21 protein-coding genes are annotated in these 22,615 nt (G+C 65.2%); 9 read left to right on the plus strand and 12 right to left on the minus strand.

Annotated features, from left to right (window positions below; genetic code table 11):
- A partial coding sequence (locus tag AC24YW_RS19420; RefSeq protein ID WP_487484238.1) for a hypothetical protein occupies positions 1-363 on the minus strand: 363 nt, incomplete at its 3' end.
- 89 nt (positions 364-452) lie between these two features.
- Here AC24YW_RS19420 and AC24YW_RS19425 point away from each other — a divergent pair.
- Positions 453-578: a hypothetical protein gene (locus tag AC24YW_RS19425; protein WP_487484239.1), complete on the plus strand. Its 126-nt coding sequence runs from the start codon at positions 453-455 to the stop codon at positions 576-578.
- A 47-nt stretch (positions 579-625) separates the two neighbouring features.
- On the opposite strand, the gene AC24YW_RS19430 is transcribed toward AC24YW_RS19425, so the two are convergent.
- A complete protein-coding gene (locus AC24YW_RS19430; RefSeq protein WP_487484240.1) occupies positions 626-1,729 on the minus strand; it encodes a trypsin-like peptidase domain-containing protein in 1,104 nt (367 codons plus the stop codon).
- 229 nt (positions 1,730-1,958) lie between these two features.
- Here AC24YW_RS19430 and AC24YW_RS19435 point away from each other — a divergent pair, with 229 nt between their 5' ends.
- The 3 genes from AC24YW_RS19435 (at position 1,959) to AC24YW_RS19445 (ending at position 8,187) form a co-directional block, all read left to right on the plus strand.
- On the plus strand, positions 1,959-4,016 hold the full coding sequence (locus AC24YW_RS19435; protein ID WP_487484241.1) for a DNA/RNA non-specific endonuclease: 2,058 nt from the start codon (positions 1,959-1,961) through the stop codon (positions 4,014-4,016).
- Between the two features lie 96 nt (positions 4,017-4,112).
- Entirely contained in the window at positions 4,113-5,783 is a 1,671-nt protein-coding gene (locus tag AC24YW_RS19440; protein WP_487484242.1) for a hypothetical protein, read from the plus strand.
- Between the two features lie 7 nt (positions 5,784-5,790).
- Positions 5,791-8,187 (plus strand): DNA/RNA non-specific endonuclease, encoded by a 2,397-nt coding sequence (locus AC24YW_RS19445; RefSeq protein WP_487484243.1) that lies wholly within the window; start codon positions 5,791-5,793, stop codon positions 8,185-8,187.
- A gap of 68 nt (positions 8,188-8,255) precedes the next feature.
- On the opposite strand, the gene AC24YW_RS19450 is transcribed toward AC24YW_RS19445, so the two are convergent.
- The gene (locus tag AC24YW_RS19450) at positions 8,256-8,849 is read right to left on the minus strand and encodes a TetR/AcrR family transcriptional regulator (RefSeq protein ID WP_487484244.1); all 594 of its coding nucleotides are present in this window, start codon (positions 8,847-8,849) and stop codon (positions 8,256-8,258) included.
- Between the two features lie 129 nt (positions 8,850-8,978).
- On the opposite strand from AC24YW_RS19450, the gene AC24YW_RS19455 reads away from it, so the two are divergent.
- Entirely contained in the window at positions 8,979-10,217 is a 1,239-nt protein-coding gene (locus AC24YW_RS19455) for an MFS transporter (protein ID WP_487484245.1), read from the plus strand.
- 110 nt (positions 10,218-10,327) lie between these two features.
- Here the strand turns inward: AC24YW_RS19455 and AC24YW_RS19460 are convergent, their stop codons facing one another.
- The 7 genes from AC24YW_RS19460 to topA form a co-directional block, all read right to left on the minus strand.
- On the minus strand, positions 10,328-10,558 hold the full coding sequence (locus AC24YW_RS19460) for a DUF3551 domain-containing protein (RefSeq protein ID WP_025036766.1): 231 nt from the start codon (positions 10,556-10,558) through the stop codon (positions 10,328-10,330).
- Between the two features lie 355 nt (positions 10,559-10,913).
- On the minus strand, positions 10,914-11,081 hold the full coding sequence (gene rpmG, locus AC24YW_RS19465) for a 50S ribosomal protein L33 (RefSeq protein ID WP_007603295.1): 168 nt from the start codon (positions 11,079-11,081) through the stop codon (positions 10,914-10,916).
- Between the two features lie 126 nt (positions 11,082-11,207).
- Positions 11,208-12,533: an LLM class flavin-dependent oxidoreductase gene (locus AC24YW_RS19470; protein ID WP_487484246.1), complete on the minus strand. Its 1,326-nt coding sequence runs from the start codon at positions 12,531-12,533 to the stop codon at positions 11,208-11,210.
- 255 nt (positions 12,534-12,788) lie between these two features.
- Positions 12,789-13,541 (minus strand): NUDIX hydrolase, encoded by a 753-nt coding sequence (locus tag AC24YW_RS19475; protein WP_487484247.1) that lies wholly within the window; start codon positions 13,539-13,541, stop codon positions 12,789-12,791.
- Between the two features lie 29 nt (positions 13,542-13,570).
- Positions 13,571-14,011, minus strand: a complete 441-nt coding sequence (locus tag AC24YW_RS19480; RefSeq protein WP_487484248.1) for a DUF983 domain-containing protein — start codon at positions 14,009-14,011, stop codon at positions 13,571-13,573.
- A complete protein-coding gene (gene rnr, locus AC24YW_RS19485; protein WP_487484249.1) occupies positions 14,005-16,353 on the minus strand; it encodes a ribonuclease R in 2,349 nt (782 codons plus the stop codon). The genes AC24YW_RS19480 and rnr overlap by 7 nt, the downstream gene beginning before the upstream one ends.
- Positions 16,354-16,373: 20 nt before the next feature.
- On the minus strand, positions 16,374-19,115 hold the full coding sequence (gene topA / locus AC24YW_RS19490) for a type I DNA topoisomerase (protein ID WP_487484250.1): 2,742 nt from the start codon (positions 19,113-19,115) through the stop codon (positions 16,374-16,376).
- Between the two features lie 227 nt (positions 19,116-19,342).
- Between topA and AC24YW_RS19495 the strand changes: the two genes are divergently transcribed.
- Together AC24YW_RS19495 and AC24YW_RS19500 are read left to right on the plus strand one after the other, a co-directional pair.
- Positions 19,343-19,582, plus strand: a complete 240-nt coding sequence (locus AC24YW_RS19495; RefSeq protein WP_487484251.1) for a hypothetical protein — start codon at positions 19,343-19,345, stop codon at positions 19,580-19,582.
- Between the two features lie 55 nt (positions 19,583-19,637).
- A complete protein-coding gene (locus tag AC24YW_RS19500) occupies positions 19,638-19,982 on the plus strand; it encodes a hypothetical protein (RefSeq protein WP_487484252.1) in 345 nt (114 codons plus the stop codon).
- Between the two features lie 6 nt (positions 19,983-19,988).
- Here the strand turns inward: AC24YW_RS19500 and AC24YW_RS19505 are convergent, their stop codons facing one another.
- Positions 19,989-20,474 carry a winged helix-turn-helix transcriptional regulator gene (locus AC24YW_RS19505; RefSeq protein ID WP_487484253.1) on the minus strand — a complete coding sequence of 162 codons (486 nt, stop codon included), beginning with the start codon at positions 20,472-20,474 and terminating at the stop codon, positions 19,989-19,991.
- A 110-nt stretch (positions 20,475-20,584) separates the two neighbouring features.
- Between AC24YW_RS19505 and AC24YW_RS19510 the strand changes: the two genes are divergently transcribed.
- On the plus strand, positions 20,585-21,358 hold the full coding sequence (locus AC24YW_RS19510; RefSeq protein WP_487484254.1) for an SDR family oxidoreductase: 774 nt from the start codon (positions 20,585-20,587) through the stop codon (positions 21,356-21,358).
- A 127-nt stretch (positions 21,359-21,485) separates the two neighbouring features.
- Here the strand turns inward: AC24YW_RS19510 and AC24YW_RS19515 are convergent, their stop codons facing one another.
- On the minus strand, positions 21,486-22,091 hold the full coding sequence (locus AC24YW_RS19515; RefSeq protein ID WP_487484255.1) for an FMN-dependent NADH-azoreductase: 606 nt from the start codon (positions 22,089-22,091) through the stop codon (positions 21,486-21,488).
- 83 nt (positions 22,092-22,174) lie between these two features.
- Between AC24YW_RS19515 and AC24YW_RS19520 the strand changes: the two genes are divergently transcribed.
- Positions 22,175-22,615: a winged helix-turn-helix transcriptional regulator gene (locus tag AC24YW_RS19520; RefSeq protein ID WP_487484256.1), complete on the plus strand. Its 441-nt coding sequence runs from the start codon at positions 22,175-22,177 to the stop codon at positions 22,613-22,615.

Genomic DNA, 22,615 nt, shown 5'->3' on the forward strand with positions numbered 1-22,615 from the left:
ATCAACGGTACCGAAGGAGTTCTTGATCGTTCGATACAGCGCACACATGGGCGGTGGAAGGACAGCCTCGGCGACCTCATCTGCAAGATTTATGAACAAGTCCTTCTTTCTCGGCCTTAGATTGGCAGCATACGCCGCATTGCGGAGCCAGCGTTCGAGCGGAACGCTTCCTAGAACTGTTTTGACACTGTTCATGGCTTGGAGGTCAGCGAGTAGTTGCTCGCCCGGTTTGCTGCGTTGATCAAGCGATGCAACGTAGTCATTCCGAAGACCATACAACATCTTGCTTCGATCTTTGTGAAGTCCCAAGGAAATCGCTTCGTCGCAGATATCTTGAATTTTCTCGGGGCTGAAAATCATCATCCACCCTAACGATTGTCTATCCTTCAGGTCAGCTGCGTGGACCCGGCAGTGATCCTTTGATTTGTCCATCTCGACGTGGCACGCAGCGCATGGGCCTGTTCGATGCGATCGCGATTCTGTCGAGGGCGTCCAATGCCGACGGTTCGGCGTGCTCTGAAGGCTTCCGTCGGGCACAAGCGAAGTTCCGTCCCACGGTGCTGCCGGAAACCGATTGAAGATCAGCAACCGACCGGGAGATTGAACGACGATCGCCATGGCCCGACTACACCGTCACCGCCCCGAGGCCATCCCATTTGCCCTTGGCCTTGAGGTCCTCGACGATGCGCGCGATCGTCGTTCCGATGTTGATCCAGGCGGTGTCCTTGCCCTGGTAGTTGTATTTTCCGTAGGACATCGTCGAAGCCCGGTGCAGGGCCAGCACCTGCCATTGATCGTTGCAGACGGCTGACCCGCTTGATCCCTCCGCGGTGTCCGTGAAGTAGCGCAACTCGCCGGCTTCGAGCGCGGCGGCCAGGTTGTTGCGGATCGCGATCTGTTTGGGGTGTCCGCCCGGATGCTGGATGATGTTGACGGGTAGCCGCGTCCCGCCGGACAGATCGATCGGGCGGGCCCAGAGCGGAAGCGGCTTGCGCTCGGCGGGCAGGGACGCAAGCTCCAGCAGCGCATAGTCGAGCTGCGCGTCGCTGGCCGTCAGCGCGGCGATCTCCAACCGTTCGCCTTCGGCCTGATCGGCGTCGTAGTCGAATTGCACCACCACGCCTTTGGCCTGCAGCTCGAAATCGCCCGCGCTTGCCGGTGCCTCGCCGTCGGTCCGCGCATTGATCACATGATGATTGGTGATCACGTGCTTCGTGCCGATCAGCCATCCGGTGCCGAAGAACAGCGCCGGGTTGCCCGAATTGAGCAGCCGCGGCTGTCCATCCTCGATGCGCGGTACGCTCAGCCGCGCGACCGAACGCCCCGTCCGTACAGCACCGGCCAGGAAGCCGAACGGCAGCAGGTCGCTCTCGAACAGGATGCGTTCCGGGCGTACGGCTGGGGGAGGCGGCGCTGCATCACCGAACGCCGCGGCCTTGGCGGCCTTGTCGGCATTTTCGCGGAAGAACTGCTGCTTGTCCGGGCGAAGGCTGGTGGCATAGGCGGCGTTGCGGAGCCAGCGTTCGAGCGGGACGCCGCCGGCCACCGCACCGTCATCATTCATGTTTTGCAGGTCGGACAGCAACTGGTCTGCCGGAGTGCTGAGGTCCGGAAGATTGGCAATGTATTCGATGTTGATCCCGAACATCAGCTGATCGCGCTTCTTCGTCAGCCCAAGCTTGAGCGCCTGGTCGTTGATGGCGTGGATGTCGTCGACTGTGAGCAACATGGCTCCTCCCGCCTCCGCAGAGCACAGCGGACCGGCCCAATAACTTCGCCGAGCATGATCTGTTTCGGAAAACCGGTTCGGCCTTGCCGGACTATGCTCGAAAATGCGCAGCGATCATCAATGTACCGGATGATGCCATCTCGACAAACGGCGTGCAACTGCTAACCTATGCACGTTCACCGGGTTACGCATTTTACACCAAGTCAATTTTTTAGGGCGGAGGACGGATATGGGCGGCTTGCATGAACAGCTGGCGCTGCTGCGAGGCTATAACAAATCCGTCCAGGAGAGCGATCCGAAGCTCGCCGAGGAGGTTCGCGAGACGGTGGCGACCGGCGAGGTCACCGAGTCCTCTGCACCGCCCGAGGAAATCGAGCGGCAGGTCGAGCTGGAAAGCATCGCGATGCGCACGCAGCGCCCGGTGCTCGCCATCAAGGAGAACGTAACCCAGCTCGTCTTCATCGATCAGGCCGACAGCCAAATTTGGGGCGAGCGCCTCACACGGGCAAAATCGATCTTGGACACCGCGATTCCGGCCGTGGGCCGCGTCGATCTGCGCGGCGCGCCGCTCGGATTCGTCGGCACCGCCTGGCTGGTCGCGGAGAACATCATCGTCACCAACCGCCATGTCGCGGCCGAGTTCGCGACGCGGCGCGGCGACGGCTTCGTCTTCCGCAGCGGCGCGACGGGGCCGATGAGCAGCGCGGTGGATTTTCTCCAGGAAATCGACAACCCCGCAAAGCTCGTCTTCAAACTGATCCGGCCACTGCATATCGAGGATGCCGACGGGCCGGACGTGGCCTTCTTCGAGATCGAGATGGTGTCGGGCGACGCCAGGCTCGCCAAGCCAATCGAACTCGCCGGCGACATCACCAACACCGAAAGCGTCGCAACGATCGGATATCCCGCCCAAGACAGCCGCATCCCCGAGCCCGACCTCATGGAGCGGATCTACGGTAAGGTCTACAACAAGAAGCGATTGGCGCCCGGAGCCGTCACGCGGGTCGAGGGGACGCGGATCTGGCACAATTGCACCACGCTCGGCGGCAATTCGGGCTCGTTGGTCTATGACCTCGACAAGGGCCAGGCGATCGGCCTGCACTTTAGCGGCAGTTTCCTCGCCACCAATTACGCAGTGCGCGCCGACGTCGTGAAGCGGATTCTCGCCGACGTCCGCTCCGGCCGCCCGCCGCGCCGGCGCGAGTCACCGGCTCCCGAACCAGGGGCGGGCCCGGGCTGGACGGGCCGGGGGGCGGCCGCCGCAACGCTGACGCCGAACCGTGGCGGGGGCACGACTGCGACGCTCAGCATTCCGCTCAGGGTCACGGTGTCGATCGCGCTGGACGGCGCTCCCGCGGTGCCGCGCGGCCGAAGCCCGCTCCGCGCGGGTGGTGCGGAGCCGCCGGATTTCATCGCCGAAACTGAGGCCGTCGCGGCCGACTACGACGACCGCGCCGGCTACGATCCGGTTTTCCTCGGCGAGCAGCTCAAGGTCGAGCTGCCTGAGGTCACGCGCAATGCCAGCGATGTGCTGGAGTTCGAGGCTGGCGGCGCCACGGAAACCGAGCTACGCTACGAACATTTCTCGGTGGTGATGAGCCGCAGCCGGCGGATGTGCTTCTTCAGCGCCTGCAACATCAACGGTGAGAAGTCACGCAAGAGCCCACGGGCGGGCTGGAAATGGGACCCACGGATTCCGAAAGCCCAGCAGATCATGAAGGAGTGCTACGGCGGCCCTCCGAAATTCAGCCGAGGCCACATGACGCGGCGCGAGGATCCCTGCTGGGGTACTCCGACCGAATCCAAGCGCGGCAACGAAGATTCGATGCACGTCACCAACGCGACGCCGCAGATGCAGGCCTTCAACTCGCCGATCTGGCTCGCGCTGGAGGACTACGCGCTGCAGCACGCCCGCGAGGACGACATGAAGATCTCGGTGTTCACCGGGCCTTACTTCGCGCGCAGGGATCCCGAAATGTACGGCGTGCGCATTCCGCTGGCGTTCTGGAAGATCATTGCCTTCATCCACGATGAGACCGGCAAGCTGTGCGCCACCGGCTACGAAATGAACCAGGAAGACACCCTGCAACCCGAGGAGGAGTTCGTGTTCGGCGCCTTCACCTCGCCGCAGCTGCATACCGCGACGCAGGTCTCGATCCGCTCGATCGAAGCGCGCAGCGGCCTCTCCTTCGGCCGGCTGTCCCGCTTCGATCCGCTCGGGGGCGAGGAGGAGGGTATCGTCGGAGGGGCGTCGCTGATGACGTTCGAGCAGATCCGGTTCGTGTGACGCCATGTGCGAGGACGTGGCGGTCCCCACGCGATGTGCCGAGAGGGCGGAAGGTCTTATGACAACGCCGCGGGTCGCGCCGGATGGGCGGTCGCCATGATCTTCGGTCCTGACGAGATTGCCGAGATACATCAGCGGGTCATCGCGGCCGGGCTCCACGTGCCGGAGAAGCGCAATCTTCTGATGTTCGGCGTCGCAATCGACTACGTGGCCCAACTGCAGATTAAGTCGAGTCCCAGCGATCAGGCGCTTTCCGATCTGCAGACGATGAGCGCGCACGGCTGGGTCGGCGACAAGATTCCCCTGGCGATCTGGTTGCGCAATGCTTCGAGGCAGACCCGGCAATTCCCCGATCGTACGAGCTACTTCGCCGCATGCGCCGACAAGGCGGAGGCGGCGCCGCGGCGCGCCGGGCTAGGTGGCGCAGCCGCCGGCGAGGCGGCGCGGGCGCCAGGCTCCGCGCCGGCCGGTCCGGAAGGTGGTCCGAAAGCGCTCGACGCCGCCGACAAGGCAAAGCTGATCGCGGCGATCGAAGCTTGCCTGACGACCGCCGACCTGCAGGCTGCCCTGCAAAAATGCTTCGGCGACTTGCCGGACCTCTATGGCCCGGCAAGCCAGGGCTCGCCGACATTGCGCGAGCTTGGCTTGCAGAGCATTGCGCTGGTCGAACGCGAAAAGCTTACCGTCGTGTTCCTGTATTTCGTATTCGCGTCGCCCCGCTGCAGCCCCGAGCTGCGGCAGCTGGCGACCGCGCTCTTTCCGGAGCTGCAGGTCGCCGACCGGCCGTTCGCCGTGACGGTCGATGCGGCCGTGCAGTATCTCGGCGAGAACGCCGCGGGGGTCGCCGCGCTGCTGGGCGACAGGGCGCTCGCAAGGCAGCTAGATGCCTCGGTGAAGGAACTGAAATGCTACAAAGGGCTTCACGAGGCGATCCATCAGGTCAAGAACAACCCGCCGCCGCGCGTGCCCGAGGACGCCGCTCCCGCCAAGGTGCGTGAATTCAAGCAGGACCTTCGGCAATTTCTCGCTCTGCTCAATACCGCGCGCGGACGGCTCGAGGACGCGCTCGCCGAGCTGCCGGCGGACAGTCTGGTGCGCGCGGCCCAGCAGCCGGGGATCACGCTGATCGGCGGCTGTGCCAAACGCATCGAGCTGGCTCTGTCGCGCGCCGATCTCGACGCGGCCGACGCGGCGCTCGAGGACACCGCGCGCACCATCGATCCGATGCTCGACGAGTTCAATCAGCTCATCGTCGACAGGGCCCGCAGCGTGCTCGACGGCCCGTTGGAACGGTTGCGGGGTGCGATCGCCGCAGGCGCGGCCGCGGCCGGACCGGTGGCGATCAACGTGATGGAGGCGCTGCGGCTGGCACTGCGACTACGAATCCTCGAGCATTCGCGATGGCAGGAGGTCGACAATTCCCTCTACGCGCTCGGCGGTGCCTTCCACCTGGAGACGGCGCGGGCGTTCAACAGATTCACCAGCCGCTGGAAGGTCGCGCGGCCGCGCATCCCGATTCTGACCGCCTCCGATGCCGGCATCGGCGTCGAAAGGCTGGAGGCGTTGGCCCGCCAGGTGGACACTGCGCTGGTCGAGCTGGAGCGGACGCTGTCGACGGCCGCGCGCGACGACAGGGACGCCTTCGCCGCTGCCATGCTGGAGCCGTTCGATGAATTTCGTTTCGAGACACAGCAGCAGTTCCTGAAGATCGACAGCGCGCTGAAGCGCAATTGCGCCGAGCTTGCGCGCGTCGTGGCGAGTACCTGACCGCGCCATGGCAGAGATTGCGAGCCCCGGATATCCCTCGTTCAAGGCGCTCCAGGAGCAGCATCAGCGGATGCTGCCCGAGCCCGGTGCTGAGGACCAGTCGATCGGCGGTGTGACGACGGCTGCGATCAAGGAATTTCTGGTGGCCGCGGCGGCCACCGGCCGGATCATCATCGAGCCGCGCGAGCGGCGCAAGGCGCAGGCGATCCTCCGTTTCTGGACGGCCGAGCTGATCACGCGCGGCGAGGGGGATTGGGCGCTCCCGGCATTGTCAGCGCCGGAGCTGGACACGGCGGCGGCGTCGCTTGCTCCTGCCGGTCACATCGAGAGTTCCGCCGAAAAGGAGGATCGGGACCTCGCACGCAGCCGTGCACTGGTCCGTATCGCGGCGAGCGCGCGGCAGTGGCGCGCAAGCGGCAAGGACCGCGGCTGGCTGCTCAAGGGCGATGCGCTGCGCGAGGCCGAGCGTTTCGCAGGCGACGACGATGACGTCCGTGCTCTCGTCGAGGCCAGCCGTCTCGCCGAGACGCAGGACAGCCGCTGGAAGATCGGCTTTTTGAGCGCGGCAGTGCTGGCACTCCTCGTGTTCAGCGGCGCCGTCACCTGGCTCCTGGTCCAGCGCTCACAGACGCTTCACGAGGTGACGGACGCCTTGGAGGCCAACCGCGATCTCAACCAGCGTCTGATCGCGAGCAACAAGCAATTGCAGGAAAACCTGACCGAGCAGGCCCGTCAGGCGCGCGAGCGACAGGATCAGCTCGATGCCCGCCAGGCCGCCTTGGCCGAGGTCGCCAAGCTGCTGCAACGCCTGCGCGACCAAGGCCATATCGACGCCGCCAGCGTCCCCGCCATTCTGCAGCCTCTGGTCGCGGCGCTTGACCAAGCCCCCCAGGCGCCGCCGGTTGCGGACGATCAGCTGATGCGCGGCTATGACGAGAATTTCCTGCAGTCCACCCTCCTGGCCGCCCGGTCGCAGACGGTCGGCAGCGGAGCGATCACCATCCCGATGCCGAAGCTCACGGGCGCGGCCAGGGAGAGCGCCCATGACGCGGGGCGGCCGCTCGCCTCTCTCAATTTCAGTATCGTGCTCGACCGGGTGCGGCGCATGCCTGTCATCAGCGCCGTCAACCTGCAGCGTTCGCGGATCGTGCCGCTGGTGCGAATGCGCGACCAGTTCCGCCTGGACCCGCGCGTGCCGCCGGACGTTCAGATTGCGCCTGCGCTGTTCCGCGGGAGCGGTCTCGATCGTGGCGATCTCGTCAACGCCCGCGACATTGCCTGGGGCGACGGCTTTCCCAACGACCCGGAACAAGCCGGCCGCATCGCGTTCGGGCTCACGACCGTGATGACCAATGTGACGCCCCAATATCCCTCCTTCAATCGCGGTCTCTGGGCAGCCGCCGAGCGCTACGCGCGGGAGCAGTTCAGCGCGGCGTCGGATCGTGTGGCCATCTTCGCCGGCCCGGTGCTTGCGGCGGATGATCCGACGTTGGGGGGCATTACGGTGCCGCGGCAGTTCTGGAAGGTGCTGGTCGCATCCAATCCCGACAATCCGGGCAGCCTCGTCGTCGAGGCTTATTTGATGCCGCAGGCCGATGGCAGCCCCACGCTGTCGCTGTTTCAGCCCGAGCTGTACCGGGTGCGGGTCTCGGCGATCGAGCGTCTTGCCAAGGTCGATTTCGGCGAAGCGGTGCGCGCGGCCGACATCGCGACGCAATCCTCCGCGCAGCTCGTCAACCCCACCACCGAGGTCGGCCGTGACCTGTCCGCGGCGCTGCGCCAGGCCACGGGCGATGACAGGGCCGCGCGTCGCGCCGCCATGCAGCAGTTGCTCGATGCCATCCGTGCGCCCGGTGCGGCCGAGAGTGACCTTCGCCCGTTGGTCGAGGCGATCACGACCATCGCAAAATCCTTTGCGACGCTCGACGCCGAGGTGCGGGTCAACGTCCTGACCCTGCTCGCCGCGGTTCCCAAGGCGCGCTGGGACGCTGATCGCTGGCTTGACATCAAGGCCGCGGTGCGGCGCGTGGTGGCTGATGCCGCGCAGACGCTGGGCGGATGCACCGACAAGTCACAAAGCTGCGCACTGATCGCCGGCTTGAAGCCCACCTTGGACTGGCCGGTCGCGGCCGGCCGCACCGTCCTCGTCCAGTTCGCCGGCATGGCGCGCGAGGACGTGAAGGCGATCGTGGGCAAATTGAAGCTGCTCGATTGGTCGATCCCCGGCGAGGAGCGCACGACCAAGGCAATTGGCTACAACGAGGTCCGTTATCCCGACAATGACGACGACGGTCGTGCCGCCCAGCTTCTTGCCGCCGACCTGCGTGCGCTCGGCCGCTCCAGCGTCAAGCCGGTCAAGATCTCCGGCCCTGCGAGGACGCTCGAAATCTGGCTCAGCATCTGATCGCCAGCGCGGACGCAAGAAACTGTTGCAGGGGCCTGGAGGCCAACCCAAAATAGCATGGAAGCGCGCTATCCGCCTGATCTTGCCGGCTTCGCATCATCCCCCACATCCACCCCCGCATTCCGCAACAACACCTTCGCCGCTTCCTTCGCGGCCCTAGCCATCGCGGGGTCATCACGCACCAAGTCCTGCGCGATGGAGCCGTCGACCAGCAGCACCAGCTGCGTCGCCAGTGCCTCCGCATCGGCAACGCCGAGCTCGGTTAGCCGGTCGCGAAACCAGAGGCGGCGGCTTTCCTTGAAGGCGATCGCGATCTTCTTCACGGCGCGGTCTTGAGGTCCAAGCTCGGCGACCGCATTGACGAAGCGGCAGCCGCGAAAGTCCTTGGCCGCAAAGCGCCGCTCCAGCGAATCGAAGGTGGCGAGGATCTGCTCGGCGGGCGGCTTGTCGGAGGGGCTTGCGTGGACGAAGCGGCGCTCGAGATAGGCCGCGATCAGCGCGTCCTTGGACGGGAAGTGGTTGTAGAGCGTGCGCTTACTGATGCCGACCTCGGCCGCGATGGTGTCGACGCCGATGGCGCGAATGCCTTGCAGATAGAACAACTTGTCGGCGGTCTGAAGGATCCGCTCTTTCATCGTCTGTGGGAGAGGCGGGGGAGCCATGCAGCGTAATGCGTCCTGTTCGCTTGACAGCCGCGTCCATCCATAGCCTAAGTACACAGGTCTGTGTACCCAAAAACATCGGCAAAAGCAGACGACGGCAGGCGCGCCGCGCCCAAGAGGGAGAAGAAAATGCCTCTGCTGCAGGTCCTGCGTCCGACGTTGCCGATCCTGATCGGCGCCTCGATCATGCTGACGCTGAGCATGGGGTTGCGGCAGTCGCTCGGCATCTTCATGCAGCCGCTGACGCAGGACATCCACATTTCGATCTCGGATTTCACGCTGGCGCTGGCGGTGCAAAACCTCGCCTGGGGCTTCCTGCAGCCGCCGGCCGGTGCGCTCACCGTGCGCTACGGCTTCCGCCCGATCATGATCGCAGGCGCGCTCATGTACATCGCGGGCCTTGCGCTGATGGCGACGGCGAATGGGCTTCTCAGCATCATGATCGGCGCTGGCGTGCTGATCGGGACCTCGCTCGCCTGCACCGCGGCGGCGATCGCGATGTCGGTGGCGGCGCGTGCGGTGCCTGAAACCGTGCGCTCGACCGTGCTCGGCATCGTCTCCGGCGCGGGCTCGCTCGGCGCGCTGCTGTCGGCGCCAATCGGACAGATGCTCAACGAGGGCTTTGGCTGGCGCGTCGGGCTTGCCGGCTTCGTCATCATGTCGGTGCTGATGATCCCGGCCGCGTGGTATGCCGGCCGCGTCGACAAGATCCCGCTGCCCAAGCCGGCCGCCGACGACATCGACGATGCCACGGCCGCAACGGCGGCGAGAACCGCGTTCGGCAATGCCTCCTTCGTGGTGATGACCTGCGCCTATCTCGTCTGCGGCATGCAGCTCGTGTTCCTCACCACGCACCTGCCGTCATATCTCGCGATCTGCGGCCTCGATCCGATGCTGAGCGCGCAGACGCTCGGCATGATCGGCGGCTTCAACGTGCTGGGCTCGCTGTTCTTCGGCTGGGCCGGCCAGCGCTGGAACAAGCTGGCGCTGTTGGGCGGGATCTACATCCTGCGCTCGCTCGCACTCGCCTGGTATTTCATGCTGCCGGCGAGCCCGTTCTCCACGCTGCTGTTCGGCGCGATCATGGGCTTTCTGTGGATGGGCGTCGGCCCGCTGGTCGCGGGCGCGGTCGCCGAGATGTTCGGCCTGCGCTGGCAGGCGATGATCCAGGGCCTCGCCTTCATGAGCCACCAGTTCGGCAGCTTTCTCGGCGCCTACGGAGGCGGGCTGCTTTACGACGCGCTCGGCTCCTACACCATGGCCTGGCGCATCGGCGTCGCGCTCGGCCTGGCCGGCGGCATCGTGCAGGTCGCGTTCGCGCTGATCAAGCCGTCGCAGCCGCCGGCGCCGGTGCTGAAGGCGGTGTAGCCCCGTTGCCAGCTCTGAAGGCACACCACGCGCCGAAGCGCTGTGCTGCGGCAGGAGGGGGCGCGGACATGGTGATCAAGACGACGACGAGGCAAGCGTGCGCACCACGATCAGCGCTGCCGGGGCGGAGCCGGCTGCTTGAACCTCACGCGCGGGTTCACATCGCAATACATGTTCCATCGCCCGGACGCCGAGGCCAGGCATTGCTCTCGCGTCGAATACATGCATTCGCCGGGATAGCCGAGGTGCCCGCCAAAGACGCACCAGGGATATTCACGCTCAGCCTTTGCTGCGGAAGAAAATCCGATGACCATGACGACGATGAGTAGGGCGGTGCGCATATGATTTCTCCCATCATGTCAGCTGAGCGGCAACGCGGCTGGTTCGCTCTCGAAAGATAACCGCCCGGTGATCGTGGCTCAACAAGTGTGGCTCAGGCGGGTTCCTAGCTCGCGCCCGAGTGTCGCAGGCGAGCGCTCGGAGGCGTGCGGCCGGTGTTGTCGCCGCGCGCCGTCATCGGGGCCCTCCGCGACAAAGCAAACCAGAATCGCTCCGCAGAGACGGTCGGAGCCCACGGTCGGGTCTCGTGCTCTCGATGCTGCGCAGCGCCTGATCGCTTGCCCCTGGCAGACGCGAGCCCAAACGACAACGGGGCCCGCAAGGGCCCCGCAAATTCCTTGGCGCTGCGCCGCGATCTTACTTGATCTTGGCTTCGCGGAATTCGACGTGCTTGCGCGCGACCGGGTCGTACTTCTTCTTGACCAGCTTGTCGGTCATTGTGCGCGAATTCTTCTTGGCGACGTAGTAGAAGCCGGTGTCGGCCGAGGACACGAGCTTGACCTTGATGGTGACCGCTTTGGCCATGTTCTGAACCTCAGAATATCAGGGGAAATCTGGAGCCGGCCAAACGGCCCGCGTTGGCCGGCAACCTAGCCAGAAACGGCGGGAAGTCAAGGTTTCAGGGGGCAGAAACCGCTCAAATCGGGCCCATTAGGCCTCGAAGAACCGGTTTTTCCGCCGCGGTAGGCCCAGATTCTCCCTCAAGGTGGGCCCTTCATACTCTTTGCGGAAAATCCCGCGCTTCTGCAGCTCCGGGACCACCTTGTCGACGAAATCGTCGAGGCCGGCGGGCAGGAACGGGAACATGATGTTGAAGCCGTCGGAGCCGCGCCCGACCAGCCATTCCTCCATCTGGTCGGCGATGGTCTTGGCGGTGCCGACGAAGGACAGGCCGCCATAGCCGCCGACGCGCTGGGCGAGCTGGCGCACGGTGAGCTTCTCGCGGGCGGCGAGATCGACCAGGCGCTGCCGGCCGCTCTTGCTGGCATTGGTCTCGGGTATCTCGGGAAGCGGACCATCGGGATCGAAGCCGGAGGCATCGGTGCCGAGGATGACGGAGAGCGAGGCAATGGCGCTGTCGTAGTGCACGCGGCTGTCGAGCAAAGCGCGTTTCTCCCGGGCCTCATCGACGCTGTCGCCGACCACGACGAAGGCGCCGGGGAGGATCTTCAGGTGCTCGGGGTCGCGGCCGATTGTCTCCATGCGGCCCTTGATGTCGGCATAGAGTTTTTGGCCGTCGGCGAGGCTGCCGCCGCCGGTGAACACCGCTTCCGCGGTCTCGGCGGCGAGCTGCTTGCCGTCTTCGGAGGCGCCGGCCTGCACGATCAGGGGCCAGCCTTGCACCGGGCGGGCAATGTTAAGGGGGCCGCGCACTTTGAAGTATTTGCCCTTGTGGTCGAGGGTGTGCATCCTGGCGGGATCGAAGAACAGGCCGCTCTCGACGTCGCGCACGAAGGCATCGTCGGCGAAGGAGTCCCACAGGCCGGTGACGACGTCGTAGAACTCGCGGGCGCGCTTGTAGCGCTCGGCGTGCTCCATGTGATCGTCGAGGCCGAAATTCAGCGCCGCGTCCGGGTTCGAGGTGGTGACGATATTCCAGCCGGCGCGGCCGCCGCTGAGATGGTCGAGCGAGGCGAAGCGGCGCGCGACGTGATAGGGCTCGTCGAAGGTGGTCGAGCCGGTCGCGATCAGGCCGATGCGCTCGGTCACGGCTGACAAAGCCGACAGCAGGGTGAACGGCTCGAACGAGGTCACGGTGTGGCTGCGCTTGAGCGCGTTGATCGGCATGTTCAGCACGGCGAGGTGGTCGGCCATGAAGAAGGCGTCGAACTTGCCGGCCTCGAGCTTTCGGATCAGCGTCTTGATGTGCGAGACGTTGAAATTGGCGTCGGGCCAGGCCCCGGGATAGCGCCAGGCGCCGGTGTGGATGCTGATCGGGCGCATGAACGCGCCAAGCTTGAGTTGCCGTTGTGCCATCGCCCGGTGTCCTTCTTCATTGTCGTTCGAAAAGACATAGGTGCGGACGGGAACTCCGCCATCGGGGGAGGCGGGAAGAATTTTTTGTTTTTCGCGACGCGCTCAGCACGTTTCCGTCATTCGGGGCTCGCGCTGCGCGCACCCGGAATCCATTCATCCACCGTCTCCGCAGTTCAATGGATTCCGGGTTCGCGCCAAAAGGGCGCGCCCCGGAATGACGAAGGAGAGAGGCCCATAACGCCGCCGAAGGACGACCTAACTCAAGACATCCTTCTGCATCTTGCCGCCGTAGAAGTGGAAGAACGGCACCGGCGCGTCGTGGCGGAGCGGGCCGGTGGCAAGGCGGGTGTCGAGTTCGTTGAGCACGTTGCGCGTCATCGGATGCAGATCGGCGAGCGGCTTCGAGCCGAGCTCGACCCAGACCAATTCGACCAGTTCGGCATCGGCATGGATCACGCCCTCGACCCGGTGGGTGATCGCGGAGGCATCGGCGGTGAAGAAACGCGTGTCGAAGCGCTTGACGCGGCCGGGCGGGGTGATCGCGCGCGCGATCAGGAACAGGCCGGAGGGATCGGGCAGTAGGCCTGCATCCGCGAACGGCTGCCAGGGGCCTTCGAGCTTCGGCACCCTACCTTCGGCCTTGCGGCCGAGGCAGAGGCCGGTCTCCTCGCAGGCCTCGCGGATGGCGGCAACGGCGAGCGATTTCGCGCGCGAGGCCGGCGTCTTCGGGCTGCCTTTGGCGAGATTGGCTTCCAGCTCGGCGGTGATAGGCGCAGCGCAGGGCACGCGATAATCGGCCTTGTCGACGCGCCCGCCCGGGAAGACGAATTTTCCCGGCATGAACACCACCTTGTCGTGGCGCTTGCCGACCAGCACTTTCGGAATGGCGCCGCTGCGGTCGACCAGGATCAGCGTCGCCGCATCCTTCGGGCGGAAGTAAGGATGATGATCGGCCTCCTTCTCCTCGTGAACCCTGGTCTTCTCCTCGGCCTGCGAAATATCGGTCATGTCCTCACCCGAACCGTTCTTTTACGTGCTTACACAGGCGGAATACCATCGGGAGGGTTGTCGTCAAACCCGTGCATGCGCAGAGCCCATTGCAAGCCGACCACAGCTCCTTTGACGGGCTGCAAGAGCGCGAGCGAGGCGACGAAGGTGAAGGGCAGATAGGCCGCGAAGCTGATCCAGACCGGCGTGGTGTAATTGGTCTCAATCCACAAAACGGCCGGCACCACGATGTGGCCGACGATGACGATGACGAGATAGGCGGGCAGATCGTCGGCGCGGTGCGGGGTGAAGTCGAGGCCGCATTTGGCGCAATGATCGGCGGTCTTCAGGAAGGCGCGGAACAGCTTGGCGTCGCCGCAGCGCGGGCAGCGGCCGCGGAAGCCGCGCTTCATTGCGGTCATGACGTCGCGCTTCTCGACGAGGCCGCTCTCGCGCGTCCAGATCTTCGGGGCCGTCCCCATCGTCACCACGCCTTGCCCTTCTTGCCCTTGCCTTTGTTCTTTCCTTTGGCCTTCTTTCCCTTGCCGGACTTTTGCTTCTCCGGCTTGCGTTTTCGCTCCGGGCTGCGTCCGGGATGCGGCTTGGACGATTTGCGCTGCGGACGGAGCGGCCTACGCTGGCGCGGGCCGCTGTCGCTCTCCGACGACAATAGCTCGAAGCGCAGCGCGCCCGCGATGGGAGCTGCCTCGATCAGGCGGACGTCGACGACGTCGCCGAGCTGGTAGATGGTGCCGCTGCGGGTGCCGACCAGGGCATGGCGGCCCTCGTCATAGTTGAAATATTCCGTGCCGAGGGACCGGATCGGGATCAAGCCGTCGGCGCCGGTCTCGGAGAGCTTCACGAACAGGCCGGCGCGGGTGACGCCGGAGACGCGGCCCTGGAAGCTGGCGCCGATGCGGTCGGCGAGATGATGGGCGATCAGGCGGTCGACGGTCTCGCGCTCCGCCTTCATGGCGCGCCGCTCGGTCAGCGAAATATGCGCGGCGACTTCGCTCAAGGTTTCCGGCGTCTCACTGTCGGGCAGGGCGCCTTCGCCGAGGCCGAGCGCACGGACCAGCGCGCGGTGCACGACGAGGTCAGCATAGCGGCGGATCGGTGAGGTGAAATGCGCATAGCGGCGCAGGTTCAGGCCGAAGTGACCGTAATTCTCCGAGGAATATTCAGCCTGCGCCTGCGCGCGCAGCACCACCTCGCTCACCAGCGGGTAATAATCGTGGCCTTCGAGCTGGGCCAGCACGCGGTTGAACGTGGTGGGCCGCAGCGCGCCCGATTTGGCGAAGGGAACGTCCAGCGTCTCCAGGAATTCCGCGAGCGCGTGAACCTTCTCCAGCGTCGGCTCGTCATGCACGCGGTAGATCAGCGGCAGCGATTTCTTCTCCAATGCTTCCGCCGCCGCGACATTGGCGAGGATCATGAACTCCTCGATCAGCTTGTGTGCATCGAGACGCTCAGGCACCACGACGCGGTCCACAGTGCCGTCGTTCTTCAGAAGGATCTTGCGCTCGGGCAGGTCGAGATTGAGCGGATCGCGTTCGTCGCGCGCGCGCTTGGCGCAGGCATAGGCGGCATAGAGCGGCTTCAGGATCGGATCGAGCAGGGGGCCGGTGGTGTCGTCGGGGCGTCCGTCGATCGCGGCCTGCGCCTGCGCGTAAGCGAGCTTGGCCGCCGAGCGCATCAGGATGCGGTGAAAGCTGTGCGAGCGCTTGCGGCCGTCGGGGCCGAGCACCATGCGCACCGCCAGCGCGCCGCGCGGCTCGCCCGGCACCAGCGAGCAGAGATTGTTGGAGATGCGCTCGGGCAGCATCGGCACGACGCGGTCGGGGAAATAGACCGAATTGCCGCGGTCGAGCGCATCGCGGTCGAGCGCCGTGCCCGGCCGCACGTAGAAGCTGACATCGGCGATGGCGACGTTGACGATGAAGCCGCCCTTGTTGTTGGGATCCGGATCGGCCTCTGCATGCACCGCGTCGTCGTGATCCTTGGCGTCGGGCGGATCGATGGTGACGAGCGGGACGTCGCGCCAGTCCTCGCGGCCCTTCAGATTGGCCGGCTCCGCCGCTTCCGCCTCGCGCTCGGCGGCGGCGGAGAACTGCAAGGGAATGTCGTGGGCGTAGATCGCGATCAGGCTGATCGCCTTCTCGGACTTGACCGAGCCGAGCTTCTCCTTGACCCGGCCGGAGGCGAGGCCAAAGCCGCGGGTGCGGACGATGTCGACGCTGACGAGGTCGCCATCCTCAGCGCCGCCGGTGTCGGTCTTGGCGATGTTCAATTCGCGGTCGGCGAACTTCTTGTCGACGGGGACGAGCCGTCCGCCGCCCTCGGGCAGGCTGCGGAAGACGCCGAGGATGCGGCTCTTGGCCTTGTCGATGACCTTGATGATGCGGCCGCGATAGGCGGGACCTTCGTCGTCATCGCTGCGCTCGACGCGCAGCAGCGCGCGGTCGCCGACGCCGGCGGCGGTGCCGGGCCTCGGCCGGCGCGGCATCTCGATGAGGATCTTCGGCGGCTCGCCGTTCTCGACCTCGTCCCATTCGGCGGGGGAGGCGATCAGCTCGCCGTCGGAGTCGCGGCCGGTGATGTCGGCGAGCAGCGTCGGCGGCAGTACGTCTGGCTCGGAGACCTTGTGGCGCTTCTTCTTGATGATGCCGTCGTCGGCGAGCTCGCGCAGCATGCGCCTGAGCTCGGCGCGATCGGCATTCTTCAGGCCGAACTCGCGCGCAATGTCGCGCGTCCCAACCTTCCCTGGATTTGCCTTGATGAAGGCGACGATGGCTTGCCTGTCGGGGAAGCCACGGTCTGTCTTTGGTTTCACTTAACCTCTAATTCTTGATCTCAGGTCTTGCCGGCACTCTTCTTGGCCGGAGCCTTGGTGGCGGCTGCCTTGGTCGGCGACGTCTTTGCGGTCGACGGCACCGCGGCGCGCGCCTTGCTGGTGGATTCGGATTTGGATTTCGCCGCGGCTTTCTTCGCAGCCGGCTTTTTCGGTTTTGGCGCGGCGTCGTCGCCCTCGGTCTTCTCCGCGGCCTTCTTGGCTTTGGAAGGCTTGACCGCCTTCTTGGCCTTGCCGCCACCTTTGGCGGCGCGCTCGTCGATCAGCGCGATCGCCTGCGGCAGCGTGATGGTGTCCTTCTCGAACTCAGCCGGGATCGTCGCGTTGACGCCGCCGGCGGTGACGTAGGCGCCGTAGCGGCCGCTCTTCACGGAGACGGTGCCGAGTGTCGGATGATCGCCAAGCGCCTTGCCAGGATCGGCGCCGAAGCGGCGGCTCGGGCCCTTGGCAACCTTCTCCGCGATCAACGTCACCGCGCGGTTGAGGCCGATGTCGAAGACCTCATCGCCGGCCTCTAAGCTGGCATAGGTCTTCTCGTGCTTGACGAACGGTCCGAAGCGGCCGAGGCCCGCCGTGATGGGCTGACCGGTTTCCGGATGCTTGCCGATCTCGCGCGGCAGCGACAGCAGCTTCAGGGCAAGCTCGAGATCGACGTCGCCGGGCGAGGTGCCCTTCGGGATGCCAGCGCGCTTGGGCTTCTCGCCTTCTTCATAATCCTTCTGCTCGCCGAGCTGGATGTAGGGGCCGAAGCGGCCGGCCTTGACCCAGACATCGCGACCCGTATCGGGATCCTGGCCGAGCGAACGGTCAGCAGTTGCCTCGCCATCGGCGGCGAGCTGACGGGTGTAGCGGCATTCCGGATAGTTCGAGCAGCCGACAAAGGCGCCGAACTTGCCGGCCTTGAGGTTCAGCCGGCCGGTGCCGCAGTTCGGGCACTGCCTGATATCGCCACCGTCCGCCCGCGGCGGATAGATGTGCTGGCCCAGCATGTCGTCGAGCACGTCGAGCACCTGGGCGACGCGCAGCTCCTTGATGTCGTCGACGGCCCCGATGAAGCCGGTCCAAAAGTCCTTCAGAACCTGCTGCCAGGAAATCTCGTTGTTGGAGATACGGTCGAGTTGCTCTTCGAGGCTCGCCGTAAAGTCGTACTCGACATAGCGGGCAAAGAAGCTTTCGAGGAAGGCGACCACGACGCGGCCCTTGTCCTCGCCGTGCAGACGCTTCTTCTCCAGCTTGACGTAGCCGCGGTCCTTCAGGACCTGGAGGATCGAGGCATAGGTCGAGGGCCGGCCGATGCCGAGCTCTTCCATGCGCTTGACCAGCGAGGCCTCGGAGAAGCGCGGCGGCGGCTCGGTGAAGTGCTGGGTGACGGACAGGCTCTGCCGCTTCACGGCCTCGCCCTGGCTCATCGCGGGCAGGCGGCGCGAATCCTCGTCCTCCTCGTCGTCGCGGCCTTCCTGATAGAGCGCGAGGAAGCCGTCGAACTTGACGACCTGGCCGGTGGCGCGCAGCTCCAGCGTACGGGAGCCTGCTTTCGCCGTGATGTCGACGGTGGTGCGCTCGAGCTCGGCGGATTCCATCTGGCTCGCGATGGTACGCTTCCAGATCAGCTCGTACAGCCTCGCTTGATCGGCATCGAGCCTGCGGCTCATGCTGTCGGGGCGGCGGGAGAGGTCGGTCGGGCGGATCGCTTCGTGCGCTTCCTGGGCGTTCTTGGCCTTGGCCTGGTACTGGCGGGGGGCGTCCGGCACGTAGGCATTGCCGTAATCCTCGCCGATCACCTTGCGCGCCTGGGTGATCGCCTCGGGGGCGATCTGGACGCCGTCGGTACGCATATAAGTAATGAGTCCGGTGGTCTCGCCGCCGATGTCGATGCCCTCATAAAGGCGCTGGGCGATGCGCATGGTGTGCGCCGGCGCAAAGCCATATTTGCGGCTGGCTTCCTGCTGCAGCGTCGAGGTGGTGAAGGGCGCCTGCGGATTGCGCCGGGCCGGCTTGGCATCGACCGCGGTGACGGCGTAAGTCGCCAGTTCCAGCGCCTTCTTGAAGTCTTCGGCTTCCGCGCCGGTGCCGATATCGAGGCGCTGGATCTTCTTGCCGTCGGCGCCGACGAGGCGCGCCTCGAAGGCATCGCCCCGCGGGGTGAGCAGGGTCGCGATCAGCGACCAATATTCGCGGGCTACGAACTTCTCGATCTCGAGCTCGCGGTCGCAGACGAGGCGCAGCGCCACCGACTGCACGCGGCCGGCCGAGCGGGCGCCCGGCAGCTTGCGCCACAGCACGGGGGACAGGGTGAAGCCGACCAGATAGTCCAGCGCCCGGCGCGCCATGTAGGCGTCGACCAGGGCGCCGTCGATCTCGCGCGGATGCTTCATCGCTTCCGAGACGGCCTGCTTGGTGATGGCGTTGAACACCACGCGCTCGATCTTCTGATCCTTCAGCGCGCGCTTCTCCTTCATCACCTCCAGCACGTGCCAGGAGATGGCTTCGCCCTCGCGATCGGGGTCGGTGGCGAGAATCAGGCGCTCGGCACCCTTCAGCGACTTCGCGATCTCGTTGAGCCGGCCGGCCGCCTTGGGGTCGACCTCCCAGATCATCTTGAAATTGGCGTCGGGATCGACGGAACCGTTCTTCGCCGGGAGATCGCGGACATGGCCGAACGAGGCCAGAACCTCATAGGACGAGCCCAAATACTTGTTGATCGTCTTGGCTTTCGCCGGCGACTCCACAATGACGATATTCATTTAGTTCCAGTGGCTTACGGGAAAATCTTGGGCCGAAAACGAAAGGATTCGGGTCGGCCGTTTCGACCCGAACATGGGTGGTGAGCGGGCCCCTGTCAAATCGTGGGGTGTTGAAAGGCGGCGTAATGGGAAAAGTTTCATATCGAAAAAGTTGCAAATTACCACCTTGGAGTTGCGGTTGATGTGGGCGTAATGTCCTGTCGGGGCATGGATTCGGGTGGGGTCTGGTGACTAGGCCAGGAAAGAAACGGGCGCGCGCCGGATCCGGCGCGCCGGGGGGCTCGCGTCACGAGGAACCGGGGGAGGGCGGCGCCGACGAGGCTGTGGCCTTCATCGCCGAGCAGACCGGGGCCTTACGCAAGCTGGCCGAGCGCCACAAGCTGGACGTGCTGCATTATCTCTTGGGCATGACCAAGCTCGAGGCCGACGAGCACCTGCGGCTACGGACCAAGCGCAAGCTGTCGTGAGAGGGCTGGACGAATCTACGTGAACTGACGCGCTCGACCTTGCGACCAACCGGGCGTGAACAACGCGTCCAATATATCGAGCCTGGCGGACACCCTCCGCGATGATGTTCGTAGCCTCGTCATCATGGCGGCATTGATCGGAGGGTTGATCCTCTGGTTTGCGACAGTCGGCTCGACCGATCGGGTGATCTATCGCGGCGTCGATCAAGCCTGGGCTGAACCCGGCCGTGTCTATCTCAATACCGAGCCTTCCGGTCATTACGTGATCGAGCGGAATGCAGATTTTGCCGCCATGAAGGTCGGCTGTGTTTATGATCTGAGCTACGACGTCAAGTTCGGGCGGCATCAACGCGGAAACCGCCTGAAAACCGTCCGCAGAGCCAGCCTGGTCGGATGCTAGCGAAGCTCAGCTTCGCTGGCTTGCTTCGGCCGACCTTCGTCGCGGCGCCGGCCGCGGCTTTAGGGTGGTCTCCGCCGGCGTGAGCAGCCGCCCATCCTCGGCGCGCATTTCCAGCTTCTTCACCGGACGGCCCTTCGCGCGATCGACCAGGATGGTCGCGATCTCCTCGGGGCGGTCGTCGAACTCCTCGCTCCACTGCCGCAGCGCGACCAGGATCGGGAAGGCGCCGCGGCCCTTCGGCGTCAGCACGTATTCCTGATAGGCGCTGCCGTCGGAAGCGGGGGCCGTTTCCAGAATGCCGTGGTCGACCAGCGATCGCAGCCGCGCCGCCAGGATGTTCTTGGCCATGCCGAGCTTGGTCTGAAACTCGCCGAAGCGGCGGACGCCGAACAGCGCCTCGCGGATGATCAAGAGCGACCACCAGTCGCCGAGCGCCTCCAGCGACCGCGCGATCGGGCAGGCATCACCCTCGAAGCTCGTCCGTTTCACCATCGTCGTCCATCCTGTCGCGTTCCGCCGATCACGCGCTTGTGTGGTTGCATCATAAAACCAAAGGGTCTAGATGGCAATCTAGTTTTATCATGCAACTACTGGAGGCGAGCGTGAGACTGAAGGACAAGACGGCGCTGATCACCGGCGGCAATAGCGGCATCGGGCTGGCGACGGCAAAACTGTTCGTGGCCGAGGGCGCCAAAGTGGTGATCACCGGGCGTAACAAGGAGACCCTGGCGGCGGCCGCTAAGGAGATCGGGCCGAACGCCCTTGCGCTGCCGGCCGACGCCACGGACATCGCGGCGACGGAAGCTGCGATCAAGCAGGGCGCGGAAAAGTTCGGCAAGTTCGACATCGTGTTCGCCAATGCCGGCATCGCCGGCGGCACCCCGCTGGGATCGGCGACACCAGAGGTGTTCGAGAAGGTGATCAGCACCAATCTGACCGGCGTGTTCTTCACCGTTCAATCCGCGCTGCCCCATCTCAATGACAACGCCTCGATCATCCTCAACGGCTCGGTGATCTCGGTGCTCGGCATTCCCGGCTACTCGGCTTACGGCGCGGCAAAGGCCGGCGTGCGGGCGATGGCGCGGATCATGGCTTCAGAACTGTCGCCGCGCGGCATCCGCGTCAACGTGGTGGCGCCGGGTGCGATCCGCACCCCGATCTGGGGGCCTGCAATGGCGACGCCGGAAGCCGAGAAGGCGTTCGAGAAGCGGATCGCGCTGTCGACGCCGCTCGGCCGCATCGGCGAAACCGATCACGTTGCGAAGACCGTGCTGTTCCTGGCTTCCGACGATTCCGCGCATGTGCAGGGGCAGGAAATCTTCGTCGACGGCGGCGCGGTGGCCTCGCCGAGCGGCGCGCCGATCTATCGCGGCTGATCACATCAAGTGCAAATTGAACCGGCTGGCGCAGCGTGGTTGCGCCAGCCGGTTCGGCGTCCTGTGGAAGGCATGGACTGAAGCTGTGCGAGAGGAGTTGAAGCTTTGCGCCAGCCGCAATGCGACCTCAGGCGGCGCGCAGGCTCGCGGCGGCGTGGAGTGCGTCGGCCAGCGCCTTCTCGCGATGCTCCGGCCCGACCTGGATGCCGTCGGCGACGATGAATTCGGGAGTGATGCCGATGAACCCGAACACGCTGCGCAAGTACGTTTCCAGGTGCTCCAGCGTCGCGGCGGGCGAACCCGCGCCGTAATAGCCACCGCGCGAGATCGCGATGATCACACGTTTGCTGCCGACGAGGCCCTGCGGTCCGTTAGGGCCGTAGCTGAACGTCTTGCCCCTTACTGCAATGCGGTCGATCCAGGCCTTGAGCTGGCTGGGAATGGTGAAATTGTACATGGGGGCGCCGATCACGACGATGTCGGCGGCTAGGAACTCGTCGAGCGCGGCCGCGCTAGCTGCAAGGTCCGGTCCGAGTTCCGTCGGCGCGGGGGCGCCTTGCGCGACGGCGAGATGAGAGCCGGAGAGGTGGGCAAGCGGGGTCTGCGTCAGGTCGTGATAGACCACGTCGAGTGAGGGCGTTGCCTGGCGCAGCCGATTGACGATGGCCGCGGACACCTGCCGGCTGACGGAGTGGGGGCCGAGTACGCTGGAGTCGATATGGAGGAGTTTCATGTGGGGTCACCCTGGTATAAGTTTGTAACCAGCGCTACATGAGTGACTATCGAAATCCCCGCAAGAACGCACTTTTTTGAGCCATGGGCACATCATTGAAACCTGCGAACACCGAATTGCCTGCTCCGCCGCGGCCAAGTCCGCGGCCGGACCCAAGGCCCATGCCGCATCCCGACCATGCGGATTGCCGTGGGGTCGCCTCCGTGCTGTCCCGCGTCGGCGACAAATGGAGCGTGTTCGTCATCATGATGCTGAGCGACGGACCGAAGCGCTTCAACGAGCTCAAGCGGATGATCAACGGCATCTCGCAGCGGATGCTGACCCTGACGCTGCGTGGCCTCGAGCGCGACGGCCTCGTCACGCGCACGATCTTTCCGACCATCCCGCCGCGGGTGGACTATGAGCTGACCGAGCTTGGCCGCGGCCTCCAGCAGCCGGTGAAAGCGCTCGGAGAATGGGCGATCGCGCATCTGGAGCAGATCGAGGCGGCACGATCGCGGTTCGACGAGCGCAAGGAAGGTTAG

Source organism: Bradyrhizobium sp. USDA3516 (genome assembly GCF_057651995.1).

Bases quoted from the DNA above. Each gene is read 5' to 3' on its own strand.
- AC24YW_RS19475 (WP_487484247.1), bottom strand. From the start codon at position 13,541: ATGACCGATATTTCGCAGGCCGAGGAGAAGACCAGGGTTCACGAGGAG.
- rpmG (WP_007603295.1), bottom strand. From the start codon at position 11,081: ATGGCCAAAGCGGTCACCATCAAGGTCAAGCTCGTGTCCTCGGCCGAC.
- AC24YW_RS19505 (WP_487484253.1), bottom strand. From the start codon at position 20,474: ATGGTGAAACGGACGAGCTTCGAGGGTGATGCCTGCCCGATCGCGCGG.
- AC24YW_RS19520 (WP_487484256.1), top strand. From the start codon at position 22,175: ATGGGCACATCATTGAAACCTGCGAACACCGAATTGCCTGCTCCGCCG.
- AC24YW_RS19460 (WP_025036766.1), bottom strand. From the start codon at position 10,558: ATGCGCACCGCCCTACTCATCGTCGTCATGGTCATCGGATTTTCTTCC.
- topA (WP_487484250.1), bottom strand. From the start codon at position 19,115: ATGAATATCGTCATTGTGGAGTCGCCGGCGAAAGCCAAGACGATCAAC.
- AC24YW_RS19435 (WP_487484241.1), top strand. From the start codon at position 1,959: ATGGGCGGCTTGCATGAACAGCTGGCGCTGCTGCGAGGCTATAACAAA.
- AC24YW_RS19430 (WP_487484240.1), bottom strand. From the start codon at position 1,729: ATGTTGCTCACAGTCGACGACATCCACGCCATCAACGACCAGGCGCTC.
- AC24YW_RS19450 (WP_487484244.1), bottom strand. From the start codon at position 8,849: ATGGCTCCCCCGCCTCTCCCACAGACGATGAAAGAGCGGATCCTTCAG.
- AC24YW_RS19470 (WP_487484246.1), bottom strand. From the start codon at position 12,533: ATGGCACAACGGCAACTCAAGCTTGGCGCGTTCATGCGCCCGATCAGC.
- AC24YW_RS19440 (WP_487484242.1), top strand. From the start codon at position 4,113: ATGATCTTCGGTCCTGACGAGATTGCCGAGATACATCAGCGGGTCATC.
- AC24YW_RS19445 (WP_487484243.1), top strand. From the start codon at position 5,791: ATGGCAGAGATTGCGAGCCCCGGATATCCCTCGTTCAAGGCGCTCCAG.
- AC24YW_RS19425 (WP_487484239.1), top strand. From the start codon at position 453: ATGGGCCTGTTCGATGCGATCGCGATTCTGTCGAGGGCGTCCAATGCC.
- AC24YW_RS19515 (WP_487484255.1), bottom strand. From the start codon at position 22,091: ATGAAACTCCTCCATATCGACTCCAGCGTACTCGGCCCCCACTCCGTC.
- AC24YW_RS19455 (WP_487484245.1), top strand. From the start codon at position 8,979: ATGCCTCTGCTGCAGGTCCTGCGTCCGACGTTGCCGATCCTGATCGGC.